This window comes from Pseudomonas sp. Sample_16, assembly GCF_004307665.1.
Lineage (GTDB): Bacteria > Pseudomonadota > Gammaproteobacteria > Pseudomonadales > Pseudomonadaceae > Aquipseudomonas.
The window spans coordinates 1-21750 of the sequence record NZ_RCOB01000103.1; the positions used below are offsets into that span (position 1 = coordinate 1).

18 protein-coding genes are annotated in these 21750 nt (G+C 61.0%); 12 read left to right on the forward strand and 6 right to left on the reverse strand.

The annotated features are described in order from the left end of the window. Positions 1-14: 14 nt before the first annotated feature. The 6 genes from nusB to D8U69_RS14875 all read left to right on the forward strand — a co-directional run bounded on the left by nusB (position 15) and on the right by D8U69_RS14875 (position 4101). Entirely contained in the window at positions 15-515 is a 501-nt protein-coding gene (gene nusB / locus D8U69_RS14850) for a transcription antitermination factor NusB (protein WP_008053839.1), read from the forward strand. A 27-nt stretch (positions 516-542) separates the two neighbouring features. Further along, the gene (gene thiL / locus D8U69_RS14855) at positions 543-1508 is read left to right on the forward strand and encodes a thiamine-phosphate kinase (protein WP_130907610.1); all 966 of its coding nucleotides are present in this window, start codon (positions 543-545) and stop codon (positions 1506-1508) included. Continuing rightward, positions 1505-2008 (forward strand): phosphatidylglycerophosphatase A, encoded by a 504-nt coding sequence (locus tag D8U69_RS14860; protein ID WP_130907611.1) that lies wholly within the window; start codon positions 1505-1507, stop codon positions 2006-2008. Before thiL ends, D8U69_RS14860 begins: the two co-directional genes overlap by 4 nt. A gap of 259 nt (positions 2009-2267) precedes the next feature. Beyond that, positions 2268-2885 carry a GTP cyclohydrolase II gene (gene ribA, locus D8U69_RS14865; protein ID WP_044465292.1) on the forward strand — a complete coding sequence of 206 codons (618 nt, stop codon included), beginning with the start codon at positions 2268-2270 and terminating at the stop codon, positions 2883-2885. Beyond that, a complete protein-coding gene (locus D8U69_RS14870; RefSeq protein ID WP_056855843.1) occupies positions 2882-3301 on the forward strand; it encodes a hypothetical protein in 420 nt (139 codons plus the stop codon). The genes ribA and D8U69_RS14870 overlap by 4 nt, the downstream gene beginning before the upstream one ends. Then, a complete protein-coding gene (locus D8U69_RS14875; RefSeq protein ID WP_130907612.1) occupies positions 3301-4101 on the forward strand; it encodes a cobalamin-binding protein in 801 nt (266 codons plus the stop codon). The genes D8U69_RS14870 and D8U69_RS14875 overlap by 1 nt, the downstream gene beginning before the upstream one ends. 127 nt (positions 4102-4228) lie before the next feature. Here D8U69_RS14875 and D8U69_RS14880 read toward each other — a convergent pair whose 3' ends face one another. From D8U69_RS14880 to D8U69_RS14900, 5 genes are all read right to left on the reverse strand, one after another. After that, positions 4229-6112, reverse strand: coding sequence for a TonB-dependent receptor (locus tag D8U69_RS14880; RefSeq protein WP_130906180.1), 1884 nt, complete (start codon positions 6110-6112; stop codon positions 4229-4231). A gap of 160 nt (positions 6113-6272) precedes the next feature. Further along, on the reverse strand, positions 6273-8177 hold the full coding sequence (gene dxs, locus D8U69_RS14885; protein WP_056855840.1) for a 1-deoxy-D-xylulose-5-phosphate synthase: 1905 nt from the start codon (positions 8175-8177) through the stop codon (positions 6273-6275). A gap of 91 nt (positions 8178-8268) precedes the next feature. Beyond that, positions 8269-9156 carry a (2E,6E)-farnesyl diphosphate synthase gene (gene ispA / locus D8U69_RS14890; RefSeq protein ID WP_130907613.1) on the reverse strand — a complete coding sequence of 296 codons (888 nt, stop codon included), beginning with the start codon at positions 9154-9156 and terminating at the stop codon, positions 8269-8271. Beyond that, positions 9153-9395: an exodeoxyribonuclease VII small subunit gene (locus D8U69_RS14895; protein ID WP_007894317.1), complete on the reverse strand. Its 243-nt coding sequence runs from the start codon at positions 9393-9395 to the stop codon at positions 9153-9155. The genes ispA and D8U69_RS14895 overlap by 4 nt, the downstream gene beginning before the upstream one ends. 109 nt (positions 9396-9504) lie before the next feature. Next, positions 9505-10650 carry a Fic family protein gene (locus tag D8U69_RS14900; protein WP_130907614.1) on the reverse strand — a complete coding sequence of 382 codons (1146 nt, stop codon included), beginning with the start codon at positions 10648-10650 and terminating at the stop codon, positions 9505-9507. Positions 10651-10925: 275 nt separating this feature from the next. Between D8U69_RS14900 and D8U69_RS14905 the strand changes: the two genes are divergently transcribed. From D8U69_RS14905 to D8U69_RS14930, 6 genes are read left to right on the forward strand one after another with little or no spacing between them, the layout of a single operon-like run. Next, the gene (locus D8U69_RS14905) at positions 10926-11714 is read left to right on the forward strand and encodes a DUF2135 domain-containing protein (RefSeq protein WP_130907615.1); all 789 of its coding nucleotides are present in this window, start codon (positions 10926-10928) and stop codon (positions 11712-11714) included. Positions 11715-11750: 36 nt separating this feature from the next. Beyond that, on the forward strand, positions 11751-13463 hold the full coding sequence (locus D8U69_RS14910) for a DUF2138 domain-containing protein (RefSeq protein ID WP_130907616.1): 1713 nt from the start codon (positions 11751-11753) through the stop codon (positions 13461-13463). Continuing rightward, complete coding sequence (locus D8U69_RS14915; RefSeq protein ID WP_056855835.1) at positions 13433-14098, forward strand: DUF1175 family protein; 666 nt, start codon at positions 13433-13435, stop codon at positions 14096-14098. Before D8U69_RS14910 ends, D8U69_RS14915 begins: the two co-directional genes overlap by 31 nt. Beyond that, the gene (locus tag D8U69_RS14920; protein ID WP_130907617.1) at positions 14095-18654 is read left to right on the forward strand and encodes an alpha-2-macroglobulin; all 4560 of its coding nucleotides are present in this window, start codon (positions 14095-14097) and stop codon (positions 18652-18654) included. The genes D8U69_RS14915 and D8U69_RS14920 overlap by 4 nt, the downstream gene beginning before the upstream one ends. Before the next feature lies 1 nt (position 18655). Continuing rightward, on the forward strand, positions 18656-20275 hold the full coding sequence (locus D8U69_RS14925; protein ID WP_130907618.1) for a DUF2300 domain-containing protein: 1620 nt from the start codon (positions 18656-18658) through the stop codon (positions 20273-20275). Between the two features lie 3 nt (positions 20276-20278). Further along, complete coding sequence (locus D8U69_RS14930; RefSeq protein ID WP_130907619.1) at positions 20279-21088, forward strand: DUF2135 domain-containing protein; 810 nt, start codon at positions 20279-20281, stop codon at positions 21086-21088. A 70-nt stretch (positions 21089-21158) separates the two neighbouring features. Here D8U69_RS14930 and D8U69_RS14935 read toward each other — a convergent pair whose 3' ends face one another. Then, complete coding sequence (locus tag D8U69_RS14935) at positions 21159-21398, reverse strand: type II toxin-antitoxin system RelB/DinJ family antitoxin (protein ID WP_130907620.1); 240 nt, start codon at positions 21396-21398, stop codon at positions 21159-21161. Positions 21399-21750: the final 352 nt, after the last annotated feature.

Genomic DNA, 21750 nt, shown 5'->3' on the forward strand with positions numbered 1-21750 from the left:
CAGTTGGAGGCCAAGTGATTAGCGACGAAAGCGATCGTTTCAACCCGCGCGATCCAAAGCCTGCGGATGCCGGCAAGCCATCGAAAAGCGTCAAGCGCCGCGAAGCCCGTCAGCTCGCGACCCAGGCGCTGTACCAATGGCACATGGCCAAGCAGTCGCTGAACGAGATCGAAGCGCAGTTCCGGGTCGATAACGATTTCACCGATGTCGATGGCGCCTATTTCCGCGAAATCCTGCACGGGGTTCCGCAGTTCAAGACCGAAATCGACACTGCACTCACGCCGTGCCTCGACCTGACCATCGAAGAACTGGACCCGGTTGAGCTGGCGGTTTTGCGTCTGTCCACCTGGGAACTGCTCAAGCGCGTCGACGTGCCGTACCGCGTTGTGATCAACGAAGGTATCGAACTGGCCAAGGTTTTCGGTTCCACCGACGGCCACAAGTTCGTCAATGGTGTGCTCGACAAGCTGGCTCCGCGTCTGCGTGAAGCTGAAGTGAAGGCGTTCAAGCGCTGATCCGCGCTTGAACCTCTTGACTGCGCCATGGGCGAGTTTGAGCTGATCCGCAATTACTTTGCCGCCGCGCCTTGTGCGCAGGGCGGCGAAGGCGTTGCCCTCGGGATCGGCGACGACTGCGCCTTGCTGGCTGTTCCTCCCGGGGAACAGTTGGCCATTTCTACCGATACGCTGGTGGCCGGCGTTCATTTCGCCGACCCCTGCGATCCTTTTCTGCTCGGCCAGCGCTCGCTGGCCGTGGCCGTCAGCGACCTCGCCGCCATGGGCGCCACTCCGGTCGCCTTTACCCTTGCCCTGACCTTGCCGACGGTAACCACCGATTGGTTGCAAGCCTATGCCCGTGGTTTGAACCAGATGGCGCAAAGTTGCGGCGTGGCGTTGGTCGGTGGCGATACGACTCGGGGGCCGTTGAGCCTGACCATGACCGTGTTTGGCCGCGTGCCGTCCGGCAAGGCGTTGACCCGCAGCGGCGCACAAGCGGGCGATCTGTTGTGTGTCGGCGGTGAGTTGGGCAATGCCGCCGGCGCGTTGCCGCTGGTGCTCGGTCAGCGCACGGCAGATGCCGCCATCGCCGAGCCGTTGCTGGCGCACTACTGGTCTCCGCGACCACAACTCGGGCTGGGCCAGGCTTTGCGCGGCAAGGCTACTTCGGCGCTGGACATTTCCGATGGCCTGCTCGCGGATTGCGGGCATATCGCTCTCGCGTCGAAGGTCGGCCTGCAAGTCGAGCGTGACCGTTTGCCACTGTCGCAGGCGCTGGTGGCCTTCCTGGGCCAGCCCGATGCGCAAAGCGCAGCCCTGAGCGGTGGCGATGACTACGTACTGGCGTTCACTTTACCGTCCGTCGAGTTGCCGGCGTTGCTGGCCAACGGTTGGCCGATTCATGTGATCGGCCGCGTGGTGAACGGGCAGGGCGTGACGCTGCTGGATGCCGACGGACAGGACATCACCCCGCAAACCCGGGGTTACCAACATTTTCGGGAGTCACCGTGACAGATCACCCCAAGCAGGTCCCGGCGGAATTCGTGCCGCCGTCGGTCTGGCGTAATCCGTGGCATTTTTTGGCGTTCGGCTTCGGCTCGGGCACCTTGCCAAAGGCTCCGGGGACTTGGGGGTCGTTAGTTGCGCTACCCTTTGTTCCGCTGTGGCAGATGCTGCCCGACTGGGGCTACTGGTTGATGCTCGGCATCACCATGCTGTTCGGGTTCTGGCTGTGCGGCAAAGTGGCCGATGATTTGCGCGTACACGACCATGAAGGCATCGTCTGGGACGAAATGGTCGGAATGTGGATTACCTTGTGGCTGGTGCCCGAAGGATGGCAGTGGCTGTTGGCAGGGTTCTTGATGTTCCGCCTCTTCGATATTCTCAAACCTTGGCCGATTCACTGGATCGACCGGCACGTCCACGGCGGTGTCGGGATCATGCTCGATGACGTATTGGCCGGGGTGTTTGCCTGGCTGGCGATGCAAGGATTGGTGTGGATTTTCGTCTGAGGGGTTAAGTGGGAGAACCAGGATGGCTCGGCGCAATTAACCAACCCTCTTGAGGCGCTGCCGAAACCTGTAATCTTTTGATTTTTGCTTTACAAGATCAAGAGATCGCAGCCTGCGGCGACTCCTGCAGAAACAGATCGGGCCGGATATCAAACTTTTTGATAGTTATCGCCGATAATTCAGCCTAAGCGTCGCCCGGAACGTGCTGTTACAATGCCGACCTGCGAATCTTCAGACTCTTTAGATCAGGAGCACACCGGTGCCTGTCGTTTTTGTCGCCGCTTCCAAGCTGCCAACGCCTTTTGCGCAATTCACCATGCACGGTTTTCTCGACGAAGCCACCGGCCGCGAGCACGTCGTGCTGAGCCTGGGTGAGATCGCCGACGGTGCCCCGGTACTCGGCCGGCTGCATTCCGAATGCCTGACCGGCGATGCCTTGTTCAGCCAGCGCTGCGATTGCGGTTCGCAACTGGAGGCCGCGCTGCAAGCCATTGCCCGTGAAGGCCGTGGCGTGCTGTTGTACTTGCGGCAGGAAGGTCGTGGCATCGGCCTGCTTAACAAGATCCGCGCCTACGAATTGCAAGATGGCGGTGCCGACACCGTTGAAGCCAACGAGCGCCTGGGCTTTGCCGCGGACCAGCGGGATTACGCCATGTGCCTGCCGATGCTCGAGCACCTGGGCGTCAAGTCCCTGCGTCTGATGACCAACAACCCACGCAAGGTCAAAGCCTTGACCGACATGGGCATCGTGGTTGCCGAGCGCGTGCCGCTGCACACCGGCCATAATCCGCACAACAAACTCTATCTGGCCACCAAAGCCAGCAAGCTCGACCACATGATGGGTAATGAGCATCAGGGCGAGGTAGACCGGGCGTGACCCGCGGTCAGGTGCGGCGGCGACTGTCCGTCAACTGGTGGCAATACCTGGCGCTGGCCTTGTTGCCGCTGTTCGTGATCAACGGTGTGTTCGGCCAGACCGAAGCGATTCTGCCAGTGCTGGCGATGCCATTGTTCATCGCTGGCGTCGCCTCGATGTTCGTCAGCCTGAAGTTTTTCGGTCGATACAAACACGCGCTGATCGCCACCCAGAAAGCCCTCGACACCCCAGAAGAACCCGCTGCGTGGATCAGCCTGGCAGCCAAGCGCCGTGCGGCATTGCTCGTCGCTGGCCTGCCGGCCTGGATTGGTGCGTTGGCGGTGTTTGTCGGCCTCGAGGCAGTACCGCTGATGTTGTTGGCACTGTCGACCGCGGTGCTGTTCTATCTCTACCGTATTCCGCGTCAACTCGGTTGATGCGCGCGGTCTGGCTGACGGTTCTGCTGTTGGCCTTCAGTGGTTCGACAAGCGCGGTCGAGCGAGTCGTCAGCCTCGCGCCTTCTCTTTCCGAAATCGTTGTTGAACTGGGTTCGGCCGACCTGTTGGTGGGTGTGCTGGATGCCGGTGAGCGTCCCGCCGAACTCAAGCATCTGCCTTCCGTTGGCCGCTACGGTCAGTTGGACATCGAGCGCTTGCTCAGCCTGCAGCCCGACTTGCTGTTGCTTTGGCCCGGCAGCGTCAGCCCGGCCCAGCGTGATCAGCTCCAGCGCCTGAACATCCCGACTTTCGTCGCCGAGCCACACACACTCGATCAACTGACCCAGCAGATCGAGGCGATCGCCTCGCAACTCGGCCGCCGCGAACGCGGGACTGCACTGACTGCCGATCTACGCCAGCGGCTGACGCAATTGCGCCAACGCTATCGACGGGATCAACCATTGCGGGTGTTCTATCAAGTTTGGGATCGGCCGCTTTACACCGTCGGTGGCGGGCAGATCATCAGCGATGCGCTGGAGGTTTGCGGCGCCCGTAACGTATTTTCCGACCTGACGTTGCCGGCGCCGCAAGTCAGTGTGGAGGCAGTGTTGCAGCGTAATCCCGAGCTGATTCTGGCGAGTGATCAGGCGCAGCTTGATGCGTGGAAGGCGTGGCCGCAGGTCACGGCCGTGGCGCAAGGTCAGTTGCGATTGGTCACGGACAAAGGCCTGGAACGGCCCAGTGGGCAGATGATCGAGGCAACCGCCAAGTTGTGCCAGTTGATTGCGCCGGATCGCTAAAAAGCTTTGAATGATCGTTCCCACGCTCTGCGTGGGAACGCCGCCATGGACGCTCCGCGTCCGCTCTTGATGTGACGCAGAGCGTCACGGGATGCATTCCCACGCGGAGCGTGGGAATGATCGTGGGTCAGAGTTCCGGGGTCCAGGTCACCCCGAACATCCACGCCCGTCCTTCCTCGCGATACCCATACTGATTGCCTTCATGGCTGTACAGCACTCGGCTGTAACCCTTGTCCAGCAGGTTATCGACCTTCAGCTCGAGATTGATCTGGCGATTGAGCGCCCAGCTACTGCGTAAGCCCAGCAACGCATAACCGCCCAATGGCTGCTGATTGTTCAAGTCGTCATAGCTGTTGCTGACCGCCTGCCAACTGGCACCGAGGCCCAATCGATCAAACTGCCGGTCGAGGTCCAGGCTCACAGTGCGGCGTGCGCGGCGGGCCAGGGTGTGGCCGGTTTCGCGGTCCCGTGGGTCGATGATCGCCACGCCGAGATTGCTCTGCCAACCGAACAGTTCTTGCTTCAACGCCGCTTCAAAGCCGTTGATCCGTGCCGACGCAACGTTTTCCGGGCGTGAGTTGCTGCCGAAGATGATCGCGTCTTCAAGGTCAGTACGGTACAGCGATGCTTCCAGTCGACTGGTCTCGGTCAACTGACTGCGCCATTGCAACTCGTAGCTTTTCGAGGTTTCCGGTTTCAGGTCGGGGTTGCTGAAGTCCGGGTAATACAAGTCATTGAAGGTTGGTGCGCGGAAACCTTCGCTGTAGGTCAGCAGCACATCGTTGTCAGGGTTCAGCGGCAGGGTCAGGGTGCCGCTCCAGCTGTTCTGGCCGCCGAATTGCTGGTTCTGGTCACGGCGCAAACCCAGCTCGGTGGAGAAGTGCTCGGCCTGAAAGCGATGCTGGATAAATGCTGCGCGGTTCCAGCGACTGTCTTCCTCGAATGCGGTGCTGCTGTTGAGCCGGTCTTCATACCAGTCACCGCCAAGAATCAGGCTGTTGCGCTCGTTGAGTGTCAGGTCGTTCTGCCAGTTCACCGAGTCGCGGTAGGTGTTAAACACGCTGCGTTCATCACTGAGTTTGTCGAAGGTTTTCTCGCGGTTTTCGCTGTGACCGAATTCGATGCGGGTTTTCCACAGATCGTTGACCCGCGCGTCGACGTAGCTGCTGACGCTGCTCACGTCGAACTCGTTGTAGGGCTGCTCCTGGACTGACTCGAAGGTATTCAGGTCGAAGCGACCGAACGGGTTGTCGTATTCAGTTTTGCCACGGTTATCCAGCACATTGGCGCCGATTTCAATGTCATCGGTCAGGGCATGGCTGAGGCTCAGGCTGAACGATTTATTGCGGTATGCATCGTGATCGCCATCGCTGGGATACGACTCGTGAGTGCGATTTATTCCCGCGGTTTCATTGAGGCTGGCACCCAGATTGAAGCGTGTCTGCTCATCGCCGCCAGACAAGCCGAGGCTGCGTTCCCCGGTCTGGTTGCTGCCGAAACCGACATGCATTTGTGGACGCATTCCCGGTTCGCTGCCACGCCGGGTGAAAATCTGGATCACCCCGCCAATCGCATCGCTGCCATAAATCGCCGAACGGGAGCCGCGCAACACTTCTACGCGCTCGACCTGTTCAATGTTGATGTGTTGCAGATTGCTGTCGCCCGACGATGAATTGCCGATGCGTTGACCGTCCACCAGCACCAGGCTTTGCGCCGACTGTGTGCCGCGAATGTAAATCCCCGGCAGACTGCCGCGACCACCGGTTTGCGCTACCTGCACCCCCGGCACCCGGCGCAGCAGTTCGGTGACGCTGTCTGGTTGCAGGCGGTCGATGTCTTCGCGAGTGAACACGGTGTTGGCGGCGCTGCTGTCGTTGCGCGCTTCGACCTGACGGTTGGCGCTGATCAGCACGTCGGGCAGCTTCAGGGCTTGATCGCGTTCGAAGGTGTCGGCCAGCAGTGGGCCGGCCGGCAGGAGGGTCAGCGACAGGGCGAGAGGGGAGAGTTTCATGGCAGTCCGTTAATACGTTGGAGCAAAACAAATCTTAAGAACGCAAAAAACCAATGTAGGAGCGAGCCTGCTCGCGATGACGGTATGTCAGTCAGAGAATCGGTTGACTGTCAGTCCGCTATCGCGAGCAGGCTCGCTCCTACAGGGTTTTGCGTAAGTCTTATATTGAGGTGTTCAGCAGTTGCAGGCGCGTGCGAATCGAAGCTTCGATTCCGGCCTCATCCAGCCCGCACTCAGCCAGCATTTGCGCAGGCTTGGCGTGTTCGACGTAGATGTCTGGCAAGCCCAGGTGCAGCATCGACTTGAGGATGTTCTCGCGGGCGAGGAACTCGCTGACTGCGCCACCGGCGCCGCCCATGATCGCGTTCTCTTCGATGGTCACCAACAGCTCATGGCTCGCGGCGATCTGGCGAACGAGTTCTTCGTCCAGCGGTTTGACGAAACGCATGTCGACCACGGTCGCATCCAGCTTCTCTGCGACTTTCAGCGCCTCGGCCAGTTGCACGCCGAACACCAGCAGGGCGACTTTGCTGCCCTGGCGGCGAACTACGCCTTTGCCGATCTCGATGGGCTCGAGGTCTTTTTCGATAGTCGCATTCGGGCCATTGCCGCGCGGGTAACGCACCGCCGCCGGGCCTTCGTAAAGGTGACCGGTGGTGAGCATTTTGCGCAGTTCGTTCTCATCGCTCGGGGTCATCACCAGCATGCCGGGGATGCAGCGCAGGAAAGACAGATCGAAGCTGCCAGCGTGGGTCGGGCCGTCTTCGCCAACCAGCCCGGCGCGATCGATGGCGAATAGCACGTCGAGGTTCTGCACCGCCACGTCATGTATCAACTGGTCGTAACCGCGTTGCAGGAAGGTCGAATAGATCGCCACTACCGGTTTGGCGCCTTCACAGGCCATGCCGGCTGCGAGGGTCACCGCGTGTTGCTCGGCAATCGCCACGTCGAAGTAGCGCAGCGGAAAACGCTCGCTGAAGGCCACCAGGTCGGAGCCTTCCTTCATCGCCGGCGTGATGCCGACCAGGCGAGGGTCAGCAGCGGCCATGTCGCACAGCCATTCGCCGAACACACCGGAATACTTCGGCCCGCTGGCTTTTTTCGGCGCAGCGGCCGGCGCGTCCAGCGGCTCAAGCTTGGTGATGGCGTGGTAACCGATCGGGTCGACTTCCGCCGGGGCGAAGCCTTTGCCTTTTTTGGTGACGACGTGCAGGAATTGCGGGCCTTTGAGATCGCGCATGTTGCGCAGGGTGGCGATCAGGGTCGGCAAGTCGTGGCCATCGATCGGACCGATGTAGTTCCAGCCCAGCTCTTCGAACAGCGTGCCGGGGACCAGCATGCCTTTGGCGTACTCTTCGGTACGACGGGCGATTTCCCAGGCGCCGGGCAGCCGCGACAGCACTTTTTTGCTGCCTTCGCGCATGCTCGCGTAAGTGCGGCTGGAAAGAATCTTCGCCAGGTAGTTCGACAAACCCCCGACATTGCGCGAGATCGACATGTCGTTGTCGTTGAGGATCACCAGCATATTGGCGTCCACTTCCGGCGCATGGTTCAGCGCTTCGAACGCCATGCCGGCCGTCAGTGCGCCGTCACCGATCACAGCGATGGCCTTGCGATCACTGTTTTGCAGGCGGGCGGCAATCGCCATGCCCAGCGCGGCACTGATCGAGGTGCTGGAGTGGCCGACGCCAAAGGTGTCGTACTCGCTCTCGGAGCGGCGCGGGAAAGCGGCAACGCCGTCCTTCTGGCGCAGGGTGCCCATGCGCTCGCGGCGACCGGTGAGGATCTTGTGCGGATAAGCCTGATGACCCACGTCCCACACCAACCGGTCGTCCGGGGTGTCGAAAACGTAATGCAACGCGATGGTCAGCTCGATCACGCCCAGGCCGGCACCAAAATGCCCACCGGTCTGGCCGACCGTGTAGAGCAATTCCAGGCGCAACTCATCGGCCAGGGTTTCCAGCTCGGCTTCGCCTAACCGGCGCAGGCCGTCCGGCGTGTTCGCGCGGTCGAGCAGGGGCGTGGTCGGGCGCTTGCGGGGAATCTCATGAAACGTCGTGGGCATCAGGCGAATCGTTATAGGTATAAAAGATGCGGCAGTTTACCTGATGCATCGGCCCCTGCCCACGCGTTGGTATTTTTTGGCGCAAACGCCGTCAGCTGCGGCGCTCGACGATATACCGGGCCAGGTCACGCAATGGCTCGGCCGCCGCGTCAAACGGTCGCAGCGCATGCAGGGCCTGATCGCGCAGTTCCAGGGCGTAGGCCTTGGCCGCGTCGAGGCCGAGCAGGGCCGGGTAGGTCGGCTTGTCGCGGGCAATGTCCGCCCCCTGGCGTTTGCCGAGGGTTTCGGTATCGCTTTCGACGTCGAGAATGTCGTCCTGAACCTGAAACGCCAGGCCGATAGCCCTTGCATAAGTCTGCAGGGATTTCAGTTCGTCCTTCTCGGCACGGCCACTGGCCAGGGCGCCGAGTTTGACGCTGACTTCGATCAAGGCACCGGTCTTGTGCCGATGCATGTATTCGAGGGCTTTTTGATCGAGCTTCAGGCCGACCGAGCCCAGGTCGATGGCTTGACCGCCGACCATGCCGGCCGGGCCTGCAGCCTGGGCCAGTGCGGTGACCATTTGCAGGCGGATGTCGGCTTCTGCATGGCTCAGGCGCGGGTCGAGCAGGGCGCTGAACGCCAGGCTCTGCAAACCGTCACCGGCGAGAATCGCGCAGGCTTCATCGAATTTCTTGTGGGTGGTGGGCTGGCCGCGACGCAGGTCATCATCGTCCATGGCCGGCAAATCGTCATGCACCAGCGAATAGGCGTGGATCAATTCCACTGCGCAGGCCGCGCCGTTGGCTTGCTCGGCCTTTCCGCCAAGCGCTTCGCAGGCTGCATAGGCCAACAATGGACGCACGCGCTTGCCGCCGTTCATCACGCTGTAGCGCATTGCTTCGTAGAGCCGCGCGAGCTCAGAGCTCGGGGCGATGAACAGGGTTTCGAGAGCCGCATTGACCCGGGCCTGGCTGGTCGCCGAATACGCTGCAATCATTCTGGCTGGTCCGCGTCGAAGGGTTCCTCGGCCAGCTCGCCATCACGCTCGAGCAGCACCTGAACCTTCTGCTCCGCCTGCGCCAGCGCCGCCTGGCAATCGCGGGTCAGACCGATGCCTTGCTCGAAAGCGGTCAACGAATCTTCCAGCGACAATTCGCCATTCTCCAGACGTTCCACCAGCGTTTGCAGGTCGGCGAGGGATTGTTCGAAATCCAGTGCAGCTTTTTTGCGGGCCATGGCGGCGATTTCCGGTTGACGTTAAACCGGCGCGACACTAGCAGATAGGGGGGGTATGGGCAAATTCACAGATGATACAAACCCCTGTAGACGCAGCCTGCGGCAGCGCTTAGAGGGGGGAGTGATCAGGATAGTGAATTTGGTAGCGAGTACTGCGACCGCCGCCGGGCAGTCGTTCCAGGCAACCCTTTTCCAGCAGTTCAGCCAAATGACGGGTTGCGGTGGCTTTGGAAACCTTTGCTACGGCTTGATACTGAGCCGCGCTGATTCCGCCCTCGAAACCACGTTCGCCGCCATCGAGTAAACGATTCAGTACATTGGTCTGCTCGCTGGAGAGTTCTGATTCCCGATGCGCCTGCCAGAAACGCGCCTTGCCCAGCACCGACTCGATTCGCACCATCGCCTGCTGCAAGCTGCGCAGCAAGGTTTGCAGAAACCACTCGAGCCAATGGGTGATGTCCAACGTGGCCTTCTGGCTGGTTTCCAATACGCGGTAATAGCCGGAGCGGTCCTCGAGAATGCTCGCCGACATGGCGTAGAAACGAATGGCCTGAGCCTCGCCTTGCGCCAGGGCAAGGTCGGTGAGGGTTCGCGTCAGGCGACCATTGCCGTCGTCGAAAGGGTGCAGCGTGACAAACCAGAAGTGCGCGATACCGGCGCGCAACAGTGGATCGAGCCCGACCTCATGGCGGCTGCTTTCAAACCACTCGAGGAAAGTCTCGAGTTGCCGTTCCAGGCCCCTGCGGGGCGGCGCTTCGAAGTGGACGATGGGTTTGTCGAGACGCCCGGACACCACTTGCATCGGGTCATCGCCGCGCAATGCGCCGACGCGGATACTTTGAACGGTGAATGAGCTGTCCTGATCGGGGAACAGCCACTCATGCCAATCAAGCAGCCGTTCAAGGGTCAGCGGTTCGGCAAAATGCTGCGTGGCATCGAGCATCAACTGCGCCAGACCTTCGCTGCGTTGGCTGATGGGGTCGCCCTCGTGCATCTGTAGACCGAGACGCCGCGCCAGAGAAGATCGTACCGAGCCGACATTCAACTGCTCACCTTCAATCGCTGAAGAGGTAACGATGTTTTGCAGCAATGCATCGAGCTCACTCTGTGCACTGAGCGAGTTGCCCACGGAGCTGATCATTCCAGTCAATCGACCTTGCGCCTGAACACACTCGCGCAGCAGCGATGCCAAACGCTCGGCATGCCAGGTGAAACTTGGCCAATCGGGCTGTTGCCAGATCCAGTGGGGAACCATGCATTCAACTTCCATAAAGAGTGAGCCGATTAGAAATGCTATTCGGCTCATATAGTGAGCCGAATATGATCTTTATTCGGCTCACCGTCCACCCACCCGCATGATGCTGCTGCAATTTCAGATGTATCCGATTGTTAGAAAGCGACCGAGCGATTAACCTTCGCGCCATCGACGACCGGTTATTCACGGGTCTTTCAGACGAAACGCAGTACCCCTATCTGTAACGCGCCGAGGATCTGGCGCAAGGTTTCGTCATGCATGGCAGGAGGCATCACATGCGTTCATTTCTTTCGCTGCTGATCGGGTTGGCTTGCGCTTCGGCGCTGGCCGCGCCGAGTGCCGAGATGTCGGAGCCGGTGGGTGGCTGGCGTTTCAACGGTTTGCTCGACCGTAGTGAAAACCCGCAGGTCGCCTATCCCACACCGCCCATCGACCGGGGTGTGCAGCGTAATCGCACGATGATCCAGGGCCAGCTCAAGGCGATCGGTGCGCAACGCGGGCCGCACACGCTGGCGGTCAACGGCAATCCCTTGAACCTGTACACCGACGACCAGGGCCGTTTTGCCCGGCCGTATGCGTTCGGTGCCGGCTCCAACAGCGTCGAAGTGCGCAGTGCCGAGGGCCAGTCGCTCAAGCGCGTTCAATTCTATGAAGCCAATAACCTGCGCACGCCCGCACGGATTCGTGTGGTGCTGGGTTGGGATGATCCGAAGGCCGAACTCGATCTGCACATCATCACGCCTGACGGCCAGCATGCGTTCTGGGCGCACTCGGCGCTGACCAACGGCGGCGGCCTCGACCCCGATGGTGTCGACGGTCCCGGCCCGGAAATGTTCACCATGACCGCACCGCTGCATGGCACCTATCTGGTTTACGTCAACTACTGGGGCAACTTCGGCAGCGGCGGCTATAACTTCGATGAGGCCGGCAACCAGAACGAGGTGATCACTTCGCAGATCAACCTGGTGCTCAACGAAAACACCGTCGACGAAAAACGCGAGACCTTCATCGTGCCCCTGCGGGCCATCGGTGACCTGCTGCTGGTCAAGACTTTCAACTATTAAACATCCCGCACCACGGATGACATCGGGTTTTGTGAAATGAGCGATAACACTGTTTCTCCGGCTGCCGATACGCCGCGCACCAAACCGTCTCGCCGTTGGCCGGTCATTGTGCTCGGGCTGTGCCTGGTCGCCGCTGTGGCTGCCGGCATGGGCTGGCTGATGAAAAAAAGCACAGCCCCGGCACCGCAACTGGCGGCGGAAAAACTTGGCATGAGCCGCCCCGATGGCTTGCTCGAAACCCACTCCTTGAGCCAATTGCCCAAGGATTTGCTGGCCGTGCCGTTCCTCAAGGAAACCCTGACTGAAGACTTCGTCTTCTATTACCAAACCCACGCCGATCGTCTTGGCCTGATCGGCAGCCTGCGGCGGATCATTTATGAACACGATTTGAAACTGCAGGACTCCTTGATCGAGCAACTGTTCGACCAGCCGGCAGATGTCGCGCTGTGGCGCGGGGCGGATGGGCGTCTGAGGGATTTCCTGCTGGTGATGGATCGCGGCGGCCTGGCCAAGGTGCTGGAACCGCTGGCGAAAGTGGCGCTGGATGATTCGCAACTGAGCAAAATCGCAGAGGTGAAAGTCGGCGCCGATAACGTCGAGCTGTATCAGCTCACCTACAACGCCAGCAAGGCGCTGGTGTTCGCTTCCCATGGCGACAAACTCGTGGTGCTGTCGAATCCGACCAAGCTTTATGACCCGCAAAGTGGCATGGCACAGGAAGCCGGCAGCGTTTCGACCCAGTCCATCGCCGCTTTGCTCAATGGCGAAAAACTGTTTCCCGAAGCTTTCGGTCTGCCACCCCGTGCGCCCGAGGTAAAGCAACGGCTGTCGGTCAACGCCAGCGTGTTGGCCATGGGTTATCAGCGCTTCATCCCGAATTTCGCCGGTCTGCGTTTCGACATGGACGATAAAGGCTGGCACAGCTTCCTCGCCATGGATGAGCTGGAGAATCAGCCAGACTTCGATTTCAAACCGGTCTGGCAAGCCATGCCGATGGGCGCGAGCGCGTGCGTCGCCCTGCCGCTGGCGGCCGAACAACAAAAACCGTTGCTGGTAAAACTCGGTGCCGAAGAGCGCGCGGCTCAAGCACTGACCGAACACATGGCCGGTGCGGCAGGGCTTTGCTGGTATGCCGATTCGCGACTGTACACACCGCTGCTGGTGGCCGGGCTCAAGGATCAAGACAGCGCCAGCATGGATGGCGATCTGGGCAAGTTGTTCGGTTCGATGGTCGGCGCCCATGAAAGCAAGGTCGATGAGCATGTGTTCCCGGTGGTGGAGAAACAGCAAGGCCAGAGCCATCAATGGCAGCGTCAGGTCAGCTCCAGTTTCGGTCCCTACGCGGCCAAGGATGCAGAACATCCGGACGCCATCAGCGGTAAGGCGTTCATGCGTGTAAGCCTTGCGCGACATGGTTCAACGCTGCTGTTTTCCCTCGACGACAAATTGGTGGACAAGGCTCTCGGCACCCTCGACAAGCGCTTCCCACCGATGGCCGACGTGTTGCCCAAAGACCGGCTGATGCCGATCTACTTCGGCCCTGACTCCATGGCGCAGCTGATCCAGCAGGAAACCCTCGACAGCCTGCCGCAGGACATGGAACCGGTGTTCTACAACGCCGCGCAAACCTACCTGATCCCCAAACTGCGCACGCTCGGCGGCTACGGCAAATATGCCCTGACCTTGCCCGAAGGCAGCGAGCCGGACGGTCACTGGCAATGGTTGCCGCTGGAGTGGAAAGCGCTGTGAATGGGTGGATCCGCAGTCTCGGCTTGCTTGCCTTGCTGTTGAGCGCGAGTGCCCGGGCGCTCGATGCACCGGCGCTGGATGCGCAGCAATCCCAGGTGTTCCGTGCATGGTTCGTGCGCATCGCCCAGGAACAACTGAGCCAAGGCCCGAGCCCGCGCTGGTACCAACAGGACTGCGCCGGGTTGGTGCGCTTTGCCGCCAACGAAGCGCTGAAAGTCCACGACGACAAATGGCTGCGCAGCAATGGTCTGTCCAATCGCTACCTGCCGCCGGAGCTGCAGCTGAGCGACGCCCAGCGCAGCCTCGCCCAGCAATGGCAACAGGGCGGCGGCAAGGTCGGGCCGTACGTCAACGCGATCAAGTTGATCCAGTTCAACAGTCATCTGGTCGGCCGCGATGTGTCCCAGGCGCGCCCCGGCGACCTGATGTTCTTCGATCAGGGCGACGACCAGCACCTGATGATCTGGATGGGGCGCTTCATCGCCTATCACACCGGCACCACCACTCCCACCGATAACGGCATGCGTTCGGCAAGCCTGCAACAACTCATGACATGGAAGGACACCCGATGGATACCCGATGCAGCCAACCCCAACTTCATCGGCGTCTATCGACTGAATTTTCTCTCCCAATGACCGGTGCCCGCATGCTGCGTTTTCTGTCTCTGTTGTTGGTCATGGTGTTGCCGTTCTCGGCAGTCAACGCCCAAGACACCGTCGAGCCCAGCGGCTACACGCCGGTATCCGGTGAAAGCTTTTTCCTGTTGGCCGACAGCAGTTTTGCCAGTGATGAACAGGCGATGGTGCGCCTCGAAGCGCCGGGCCGCGACTACCGCCGCTTCCGCATGGAGCCCTATGGCGGTGCCGACATTCGCGTGTATCGCATCGACAAGCCGCTGGACTTTCTCAAGCGCCAGAAGAACCTGCACCGCGTGGTCAGCGACGGCCAGTTCAAGGGCGAAGGGCTGTCCAACACGCTCGCCTATCTGTGGGATAACTGGTACCGCAAGTCGCGGCGGGTGATGCAGCGGGCGTTCTCCTACGAGTCGCGCAAACAAGTCACCGAGGAAGTGCCGGAACTGAAAATGGGCGCTGCCATGGCCGCGCCGACACCCTACGACGCGCAACCGCAATTTGCCTTGATTCCGGGCCTGCCGGTGGTCAGCCAGTTCCGTTATCCGCTGTGGCAGGCCAAGCCGATCCAGCCACCGGAAGGGGTGAATCTGGCCGGCTCTTCCAGTGAGTTCGTCAGCGTCGCACCGGGCAACGTCTACATCCCGTTGGGCAACTTGAAGCCGGGTCTGTACCTGGTGGAAGCGCTGATCGGCAAGTACCGCGCGACCACCATGGTGTTCGTCTCCAACACCGTGGCGGTGAGCAAGATTGCCGGTGATGAATTACTGGTGTGGGCCGCGCGCAAACACCAAGGCAGTTCGGTGCCCAAGGTCAATGTGCTGTGGACTGACGGTTTGGGCGTGATGAGCAGCGGTGCTACCGATGTCGATGGTTTGCTGCGTTTGAAACACGTCAGCCCCGAGCGTTCGTTCGTGATTGGCGAGGACGAAGAGGGCGGGGTTTTTGTCTCGGAAAACTTCTATTACGACAGCGAAATCTACGACACCAAACTCTATGCCTTCACTGACCGGCCGCTGTATCGGCCGGGGGATTGGGTGTCGCTGAAAATCGTTGGCCGTGAATTCAAGAACGCCCGGGATTCGGTGCAGCCAAGCGCTGCCGATGTCAACGTGACGGTACTGGATGCGACCGGTACGGCCCTGCAAACCCTGGACTTGAAACTCGATTCGAAGGCCGGCACCCAGGGCCGTTTCCAGCTGCCGGACAACGCCGTGGCCGGTGGATACGAGTTGCGCTTCAGCTACAAGGATCAGGCTTACAGCAGTGCCTTCCGCGTGGCTGAATACATCAAGCCGCACTTCGAGATTTCCCTCAATCTGGCCAAGCAGGATTACCGCACCGGCGAGCCGGTCAAGGGCAGTCTGGTGTTGCTCTACCCGGACGGCAAACCGGTGGCCAATGCCAAGTTGACCCTGAGCCTGCGTGCCCAGCAACTGTCGATGGTCGACAACGAACTGCAATACCTCGGGCAATTCCCGGTGGAACTGACCAGCACCGAATTGACCACTGACGCCCAGGGCAACGCGACCCTGGACCTGCCGGCCGCCGACAAACCGAGCCGCTACATGCTCACCGTGTTCGCCAGTGATGGCGCGGCGTATCGGGTCAAGACCACCAAGGAAATCCTCATCGACCGAGGCGCCGCGAATTTCCGCTTGAGCGCACCGCAGCGCTTCAGTGCGGTGGGCGACAAGGTTGCGTTCAGCTTCGTCATCGAAAGCGAGCAGAAGTCAGCGGTCACCCCGAGCAGCTATGGCTGGGTTCGTCTGGAAGACCAGAGCAGCGGCGAAGGTAAGCTCGCGGCCACCGACATAGGTTTCACCCTGGCCTTCGATCGTCCCGGCACCTACAACCTGACGCTCAGGGACGACCACGGCCGAACCCTCGGCGCCACCGGTCATTCAGTCACCGGCGACGGGGTCAAAGCCGTGCCGGGAACCGTCGAAATCGTCCTCGATAAACCCGAGTACAAGGCCGGCGATGAAGCACTGGCGTTGATCACTTTCCCCGAGCCGATCAACGATGCGCTGCTGTCGCTGGAGCGCGACAAGGTCGAAGCCACCGCGCTGCTGTCCAAGGGCGGCGACTGGCTGAAGATGGAGAAACTCAGCGACACCCAGTACCGCGCGCGCATCCCGGTGAAGGACGGTTTCGCCCCGAACCTGACGTTCTCGGTGCTGTACACCAAGGGCGGGCAGTACAGCTTCCAGAACGCCGGCATCAAAGTGATTACGCCGCAGATCGACGTGGCGATCACCACCGACAAAGACACCTACCAGCCGGGTGAAACGGTATCGGTGGACCTGACGACGCAGTTCGCCGGCAAGCCAATCCCCGCGCATCTGACGGTCAGTGTGGTCGACGAAATGGTCTATGCCCTGCAACCGGAAGTGGCACCGAGCATCGACCAGTTCTTCTATCACCCACGCCGCAACAATGTGCGCACCAGTGCCAGCCTGTCGTTCATCAGCTATGACGTCGCGCTGCCGGGCAGCCCCGGTGCGCCGGGCAAAGCCAATCGCAGTGAACGCGGGGTGAAAGTGCTGGAACGGCCGCGGCGCGAAGACGTCGACACCGCCGCGTGGCAACCGGAACTGCTCACTGATGCCAACGGCAAAACCCGCTTCACCTTCAAGATGCCGGACTCGTTGACCCGCTGGCGCATCACCGCCCGGGCCATCGCCGACGACGGTGCGGTGGGGCAGAAGAAGCAATTCGTGCGCTCGGAAAAACCGCTGTACCTGAAGTGGAGCGGACCCGGCAAATTCCGCACTGGGGACAAACCCGATCTCGGTGTGTTTGCTTTCAGTCAGTCGCAAGATCCGGTCAAGGCTGAGCTGGTGACACATTACGCGGGCGCCGAGCAGCGCATCGCCGTCACGCTCAACAGCGGCATCAACTACATCCCGTTACCGACGTTTGCCTTGGGCACGGGCGAGTGGACCGCAGAACTGGTGCAGGACGGCAAAACCGTCGATGCCTTGGCTGTGCACTTGAGCGCGACCGGCGAAGGTTGGCAAGTGACACAAAGCCAAAGCCTGGATGTCGCCAGTGGTGATACACCGCTGGCGTTGCCGGCAGATGCAACGGACATTCGCCTGCGTCTGGACGACAGTCCGCAAGCGCTGTTCCGCTCGGCGCTCGATGATCTGCTGAGTTATCCCTACGGCGGCGTCGAGCAGACCGCCAGTCGCTTGCTGCCGCTGAGCATCGCGTATCCGACGCTGTCGTCGAATCCGCAGATCCGCGATCGCTTGCGCCTGATCATGCAGAACAGCCATTTGCGCCTGGTGCAAATGGCCGGGCCTTCGGCGAGTTTCACCTGGTGGGGCATGGACGGTGAGCCGGATGCGTTCCTGACTGCCTACGCCTATTTCGCCGACTGGCACGCCAGCCAGGTGCTGCAATTGAGCCTGCCACCGGAGCATTGGCAGCGGGTGCTGGAGGTGTATGCCAAGCAGGCGAACAACACGCCGCTGTTGCAGCGGGCGTTGATTGTGGCGTTCGCCAAACAGATGCAGTTGCCGATCAACACCTTGCTCAGCGGGTTGATGGACGATCTGGCGAAAGCGGGCGAGGGCGTTGCCGCGAACTTGATGGAGGGCGGTGAAGACAGCCTGGTCATGAGCGATCCGGATTCGGCCTTGGGGCTGGCGGCGGCGCGGGTGTTGACCGCGTCGCTGGCCAGGCAATCGAAGGTCGCGCTGCCGGAGGCCTTCAATCGGCATTTGGCTGATGCGCAACAGCGTTTGGCTGTGAGCTCGCAGCCGTTTGCCGAAGCGCTGAATCTGTCGCTGCAGCCGTTCGATCAGCTCCGTGCGCAGGCGCTGCTGCAACGGCTGTTGCCGCAGCAATCGACCCTTGAACGGGCACTGGCGCTGAGCTGGCTGCAACGCAGTATCGAGCAGGCTTCGCCGACCATCGCACTGGCGCCGGGAGAGGGCTGGAAGAAGCAACACAGTGTCACGGGTGAAATGTACTGGACGTGGCAGGGCGCGACGCCGGTGCCGAGTGTGTTGTCGCTGTCCGGTGTTCAGGAGCGTCCGCTGCGTGCGGCATTGAGCTTCCAGACCCGGCAACCGGCCGTCGAGCCGATGGCCGTGTCCATCACTCGTCGCCTGTCGCGATTGGTGCCGGGTGACGCTGCATTCACTTTCAAGCTCGAAGCGGTGGGCAGCAAGCCGCTGTCCAGCGACAGCCTGTATCTGGACGAAATCATCATCACCAGCAAAGCCGCCAGGCCGCTGCGATACGGGATGATCGAAGTGCCGCTGCCGCCGGGCGCGGATGTCGAGCGCACCACGTGGGGCATCAAGTTGATGGGTAAGGCCGGCACCGAACCGACGGCGCTGGAGAAGGCGCGCTTCGAGCCGGGTCAGATGGCTTACGCGATTCCAGTGGATGCCTTGAGTGGCGAGCTGCGGCTGCGCCATCTGGTGCGCTTCTCGCAAAAAGGCCAATTCCATCTACCGCCGGTGCGTTTCACTCAAGTCTATTCACCGCAGCATCAGGCCCAGGAACAGAAACCGGCGCTTGGTCAGATCACGGTCAACTGACATGACCCGACGTTTGCTCTGGTGGCTGCTGTGTTTGTTCCCTGCGCTGACGACAGCGCAGGAAGCCCCGCTGCGACTGGGATTCGAAGGCGAACTGTTGTCGTTGAGCGGGACCCGGGTGATCGCTCGGGAGCCGTTGCCCGACTCATTGCAGGCGCCTTTGGGTAGTTTGTGGAAGTTGTTTGTCTACGGCTGGCTGGTCGATACCGGTGCCCGAGAACCTGCGTATGAATGTCGCGGGCAGTCCAAAGAAGAGGTTTATTGCTGTACTGCGGGTGGCAGGATCGAACGCGATCAGGCGTTGGTGAAGTCCTGCGGGTTGTACTTCGAGCCTGCGCGATTGGGCATTTCCGCCGCGGATTGGCGCCAGTATTGGCAAGCGCGCAAAGCGCCGCAGTGGCTGCTTGATTTGCCTGCGATGCAACCGTCCACACGTGTTTCGGTAGTGGAGTTGCTGCAAATGCTGGCCGTGCTGCCCGCACAGGATCAGGCGCGGCGGGTGTTGCTTGACGTGGTGTTGAACGCCGCCGACGGCAACGTCGTGGGCGAACTCGGTGGCCGCTTGCGGGTGAAAACCTGGAGTTGGTTGGATGAACATGATCCTTCGTCGCGTCAGGGCGGGTTCGCCGGTTGGACGGCGAAGGGCACGCCGATCTGGGCGGGTGGACGGGGGACCAGTCAGAGGGTTCTGCGCAATTACGCTCAAGCCTTGGCTTCGGTGTTGCCGGTTGATTGGCCGGTGGATCCTGGGCGATGTGTCGAGGTGGAGCTGTTTTCACGCTATCCGATCGGGCGCGTTCTGGCGGGAGATCGTGTTGTTGCTTCCGGGCCGATGCAAGGCGACTTTCGCGTCGAATTCAGCAACGGCAACCAGCTCGATATCCACAGCAACGGTGAACTGTTTTTGCTGAAGGACAAGATCGTCGCCCGTCTGGATCGCGAGGAATACGTCGCCCGCGTGCTACAGCGTGAAGCCGCTGCCGAACCTGTCGAGGCCGCCAAGGCCCTGGCGGTCGCCATCCGTACCTACCTGCTGCAAAACGCCACGCGTAACGGTGAATGCCTGAGCATCGACGACAGCAGCCAACGGCAACGAGTCGCCCCACGTCCGGCCACCACCGAGGCGCGCAACATCGCCGCATGGACCAACGACCTCGTGCTTGCCGGCACCGGCGTCACCTACCACTCCGACCAACCCGGCCCGGACAAACTCTCCTGGCAACAAGCCGTGGAACAAGCCAACGCCGGCCAGCGCTACGACGCCATCCTGCTGCACGCCTATCCGCGTGCCAGCCTCAGTCGCTGGGACAACCCCGTTGCCTCCTGCGAAACCTTGCCCGCGGCGCAGGACTGGCTGCAGAAACAACGGCGTGGCTGGCGTATGCGGTTGGAAAGCGAGGCCGGTTACAGCGAAGTCAGCACCTTTGCAGTCTGCCGCCTGGGATTCGGCCGACCCTATGTCGACCGCGAACGCCAGCGCATCTACGTGCGCGGCGCACTGTCCTTGCAGGATCGCCTCGACCTGACCCACGAATACCTGCACCTGGCCTTTGAAGCTCACCCCAACGGCCAGGATGAAACCTACATCGAAGGGCTCGCCCGCCACCTTTTGCTGGAATAGACCATGACACTTCGTTATCCACAGGTCTTGCTGTTGCTTTGTTCGCTGACGGCACTGCCGTTGGCAATGGCGCAAGGCATCAAACTCGACACGCCAAACGGTGGCTGGCGAACCGGTGCGCCAGAAGGTGAAGGCGAGAGTTTCCGCCAGACCGTCAATTACCCGGCCTCTTCGGTCAACACCCCGGCAGGGCAGGCCAACACCGCACGCATCAGCGGTCAGATCAGCGCAACGCCCAAATCCGCTGAGCCCGGTCGCCTGGTCGTGAATGGCGTGAGCATGCCCCTGAAGATCGACCCCGCCGGTCGCTTCGATCGCCCGTTCTCCTTTCCCAACGGCAGCAACAGCGTCGAAGTCCGCAGCCCCGACGGCCAACAACGCCAGCGCACGCAATTCCTCAACGCCAGCGGCGGCGCCACCCCGGCCAAACTCCGCGTCCTGCTGGCCTGGGACAGCGACGGCACCGACCTGGACCTGCACCTCATCACCCCCGACGGCGCCCACATCTGGTACGGCGACCGTGCCGTCGCCAACGGCGCCGCCCTCGACGTCGACGTCACCACCGGCTACGGCCCGGAAATCTTCGCCATGCCCGCACCGATCAAAGGGCAGTATCTGGTCTATGTGAACTATTTCGGCGGTGGTTATCGCAGTGATGAAGAAGGGCAGGAAGACGCGGTACAACCGCTGACCACGGCGCAGGTGACGGTGATTACGGAGGAGGGGACGCCTAGCGAGAAGATGGAGACTTTTCTGGTGCCGATGAGGGCGGTGGGGGAGTTGACGTTGGTTAAGGGGTTTAGTTATCCGTGAGGGGGCGGTGGTGACTCTGTCTGTTTTTCAGTATCGGCGCTGCTGAGACAAGTCAGTCGACGGACTTAGTCTACAGGTCATCCAGACTTACCTTGACTCGCTGAGGGGAGGCAAGACGTTCGGTGACCACGGCGATGAGAGGTTCATCCTCTTCACTGAGTAATGCCACCTTGAAAGGCAATTTCCCGCGTTCGGCGACATATTGAAGGGTTTGGCGAAGAAGCTCTGAAGGCGTTACGCCGAGTTTTTCCAGCTCAGCAAATGAACGCTGCTTGAGTTCATCGTCGATGCGGATATTGATGGAGGCCATGGTCGGACACCTGTAATGACGTTTGTCGTTACAGTAGCAATGGCATCCACAGCGAGACAACCCCATTCTGATTTTTCAGATCAGAGGACTGCTTTTCAGCAGGCATTAAAAAGCCGGCTTGTGGCCGGCTTCTCGGGGACTGGCTTGGATCATTTTTGGTAAACCGCGCCAGCCTTCAAAACGTACACCCGGATCTTGCGTCCGGCTGCGGGACTCGGCGAGAAAGTCATCTGCCTTGTCGGTGCGATCTGAGCCGCGGGGCGGGTCGATGCGCAAATGTGGGGCGCAGCATACGCAGGTTTGATGGAAATTCCCAGTAGAAGGTGCCGACCAGAGCCTCGCGATGCGACCG

What these genes read in the sequence shown, in the direction of transcription:
- thiL (WP_130907610.1), top strand. Translation starts at nt 543, where the DNA reads ATGGGCGAGTTTGAGCTGATCCGCAATTACTTTGCCGCCGCGCCTTGT.
- D8U69_RS14875 (WP_130907612.1), top strand. Translation starts at nt 3,301, where the DNA reads ATGCGCGCGGTCTGGCTGACGGTTCTGCTGTTGGCCTTCAGTGGTTCG.
- D8U69_RS14880 (WP_130906180.1), bottom strand. Translation starts at nt 6,112, where the DNA reads ATGAAACTCTCCCCTCTCGCCCTGTCGCTGACCCTCCTGCCGGCCGGC.
- dxs (WP_056855840.1), bottom strand. Translation starts at nt 8,177, where the DNA reads ATGCCCACGACGTTTCATGAGATTCCCCGCAAGCGCCCGACCACGCCC.
- ispA (WP_130907613.1), bottom strand. Translation starts at nt 9,156, where the DNA reads ATGATTGCAGCGTATTCGGCGACCAGCCAGGCCCGGGTCAATGCGGCT.
- D8U69_RS14895 (WP_007894317.1), bottom strand. Translation starts at nt 9,395, where the DNA reads ATGGCCCGCAAAAAAGCTGCACTGGATTTCGAACAATCCCTCGCCGAC.
- D8U69_RS14900 (WP_130907614.1), bottom strand. Translation starts at nt 10,650, where the DNA reads ATGGTTCCCCACTGGATCTGGCAACAGCCCGATTGGCCAAGTTTCACC.
- D8U69_RS14905 (WP_130907615.1), top strand. Translation starts at nt 10,926, where the DNA reads ATGCGTTCATTTCTTTCGCTGCTGATCGGGTTGGCTTGCGCTTCGGCG.
- D8U69_RS14910 (WP_130907616.1), top strand. Translation starts at nt 11,751, where the DNA reads ATGAGCGATAACACTGTTTCTCCGGCTGCCGATACGCCGCGCACCAAA.
- D8U69_RS14915 (WP_056855835.1), top strand. Translation starts at nt 13,433, where the DNA reads ATGGTTGCCGCTGGAGTGGAAAGCGCTGTGAATGGGTGGATCCGCAGT.
- D8U69_RS14920 (WP_130907617.1), top strand. Translation starts at nt 14,095, where the DNA reads ATGACCGGTGCCCGCATGCTGCGTTTTCTGTCTCTGTTGTTGGTCATG.
- D8U69_RS14925 (WP_130907618.1), top strand. Translation starts at nt 18,656, where the DNA reads ATGACCCGACGTTTGCTCTGGTGGCTGCTGTGTTTGTTCCCTGCGCTG.
- D8U69_RS14930 (WP_130907619.1), top strand. Translation starts at nt 20,279, where the DNA reads ATGACACTTCGTTATCCACAGGTCTTGCTGTTGCTTTGTTCGCTGACG.
- D8U69_RS14935 (WP_130907620.1), bottom strand. Translation starts at nt 21,398, where the DNA reads ATGGCCTCCATCAATATCCGCATCGACGATGAACTCAAGCAGCGTTCA.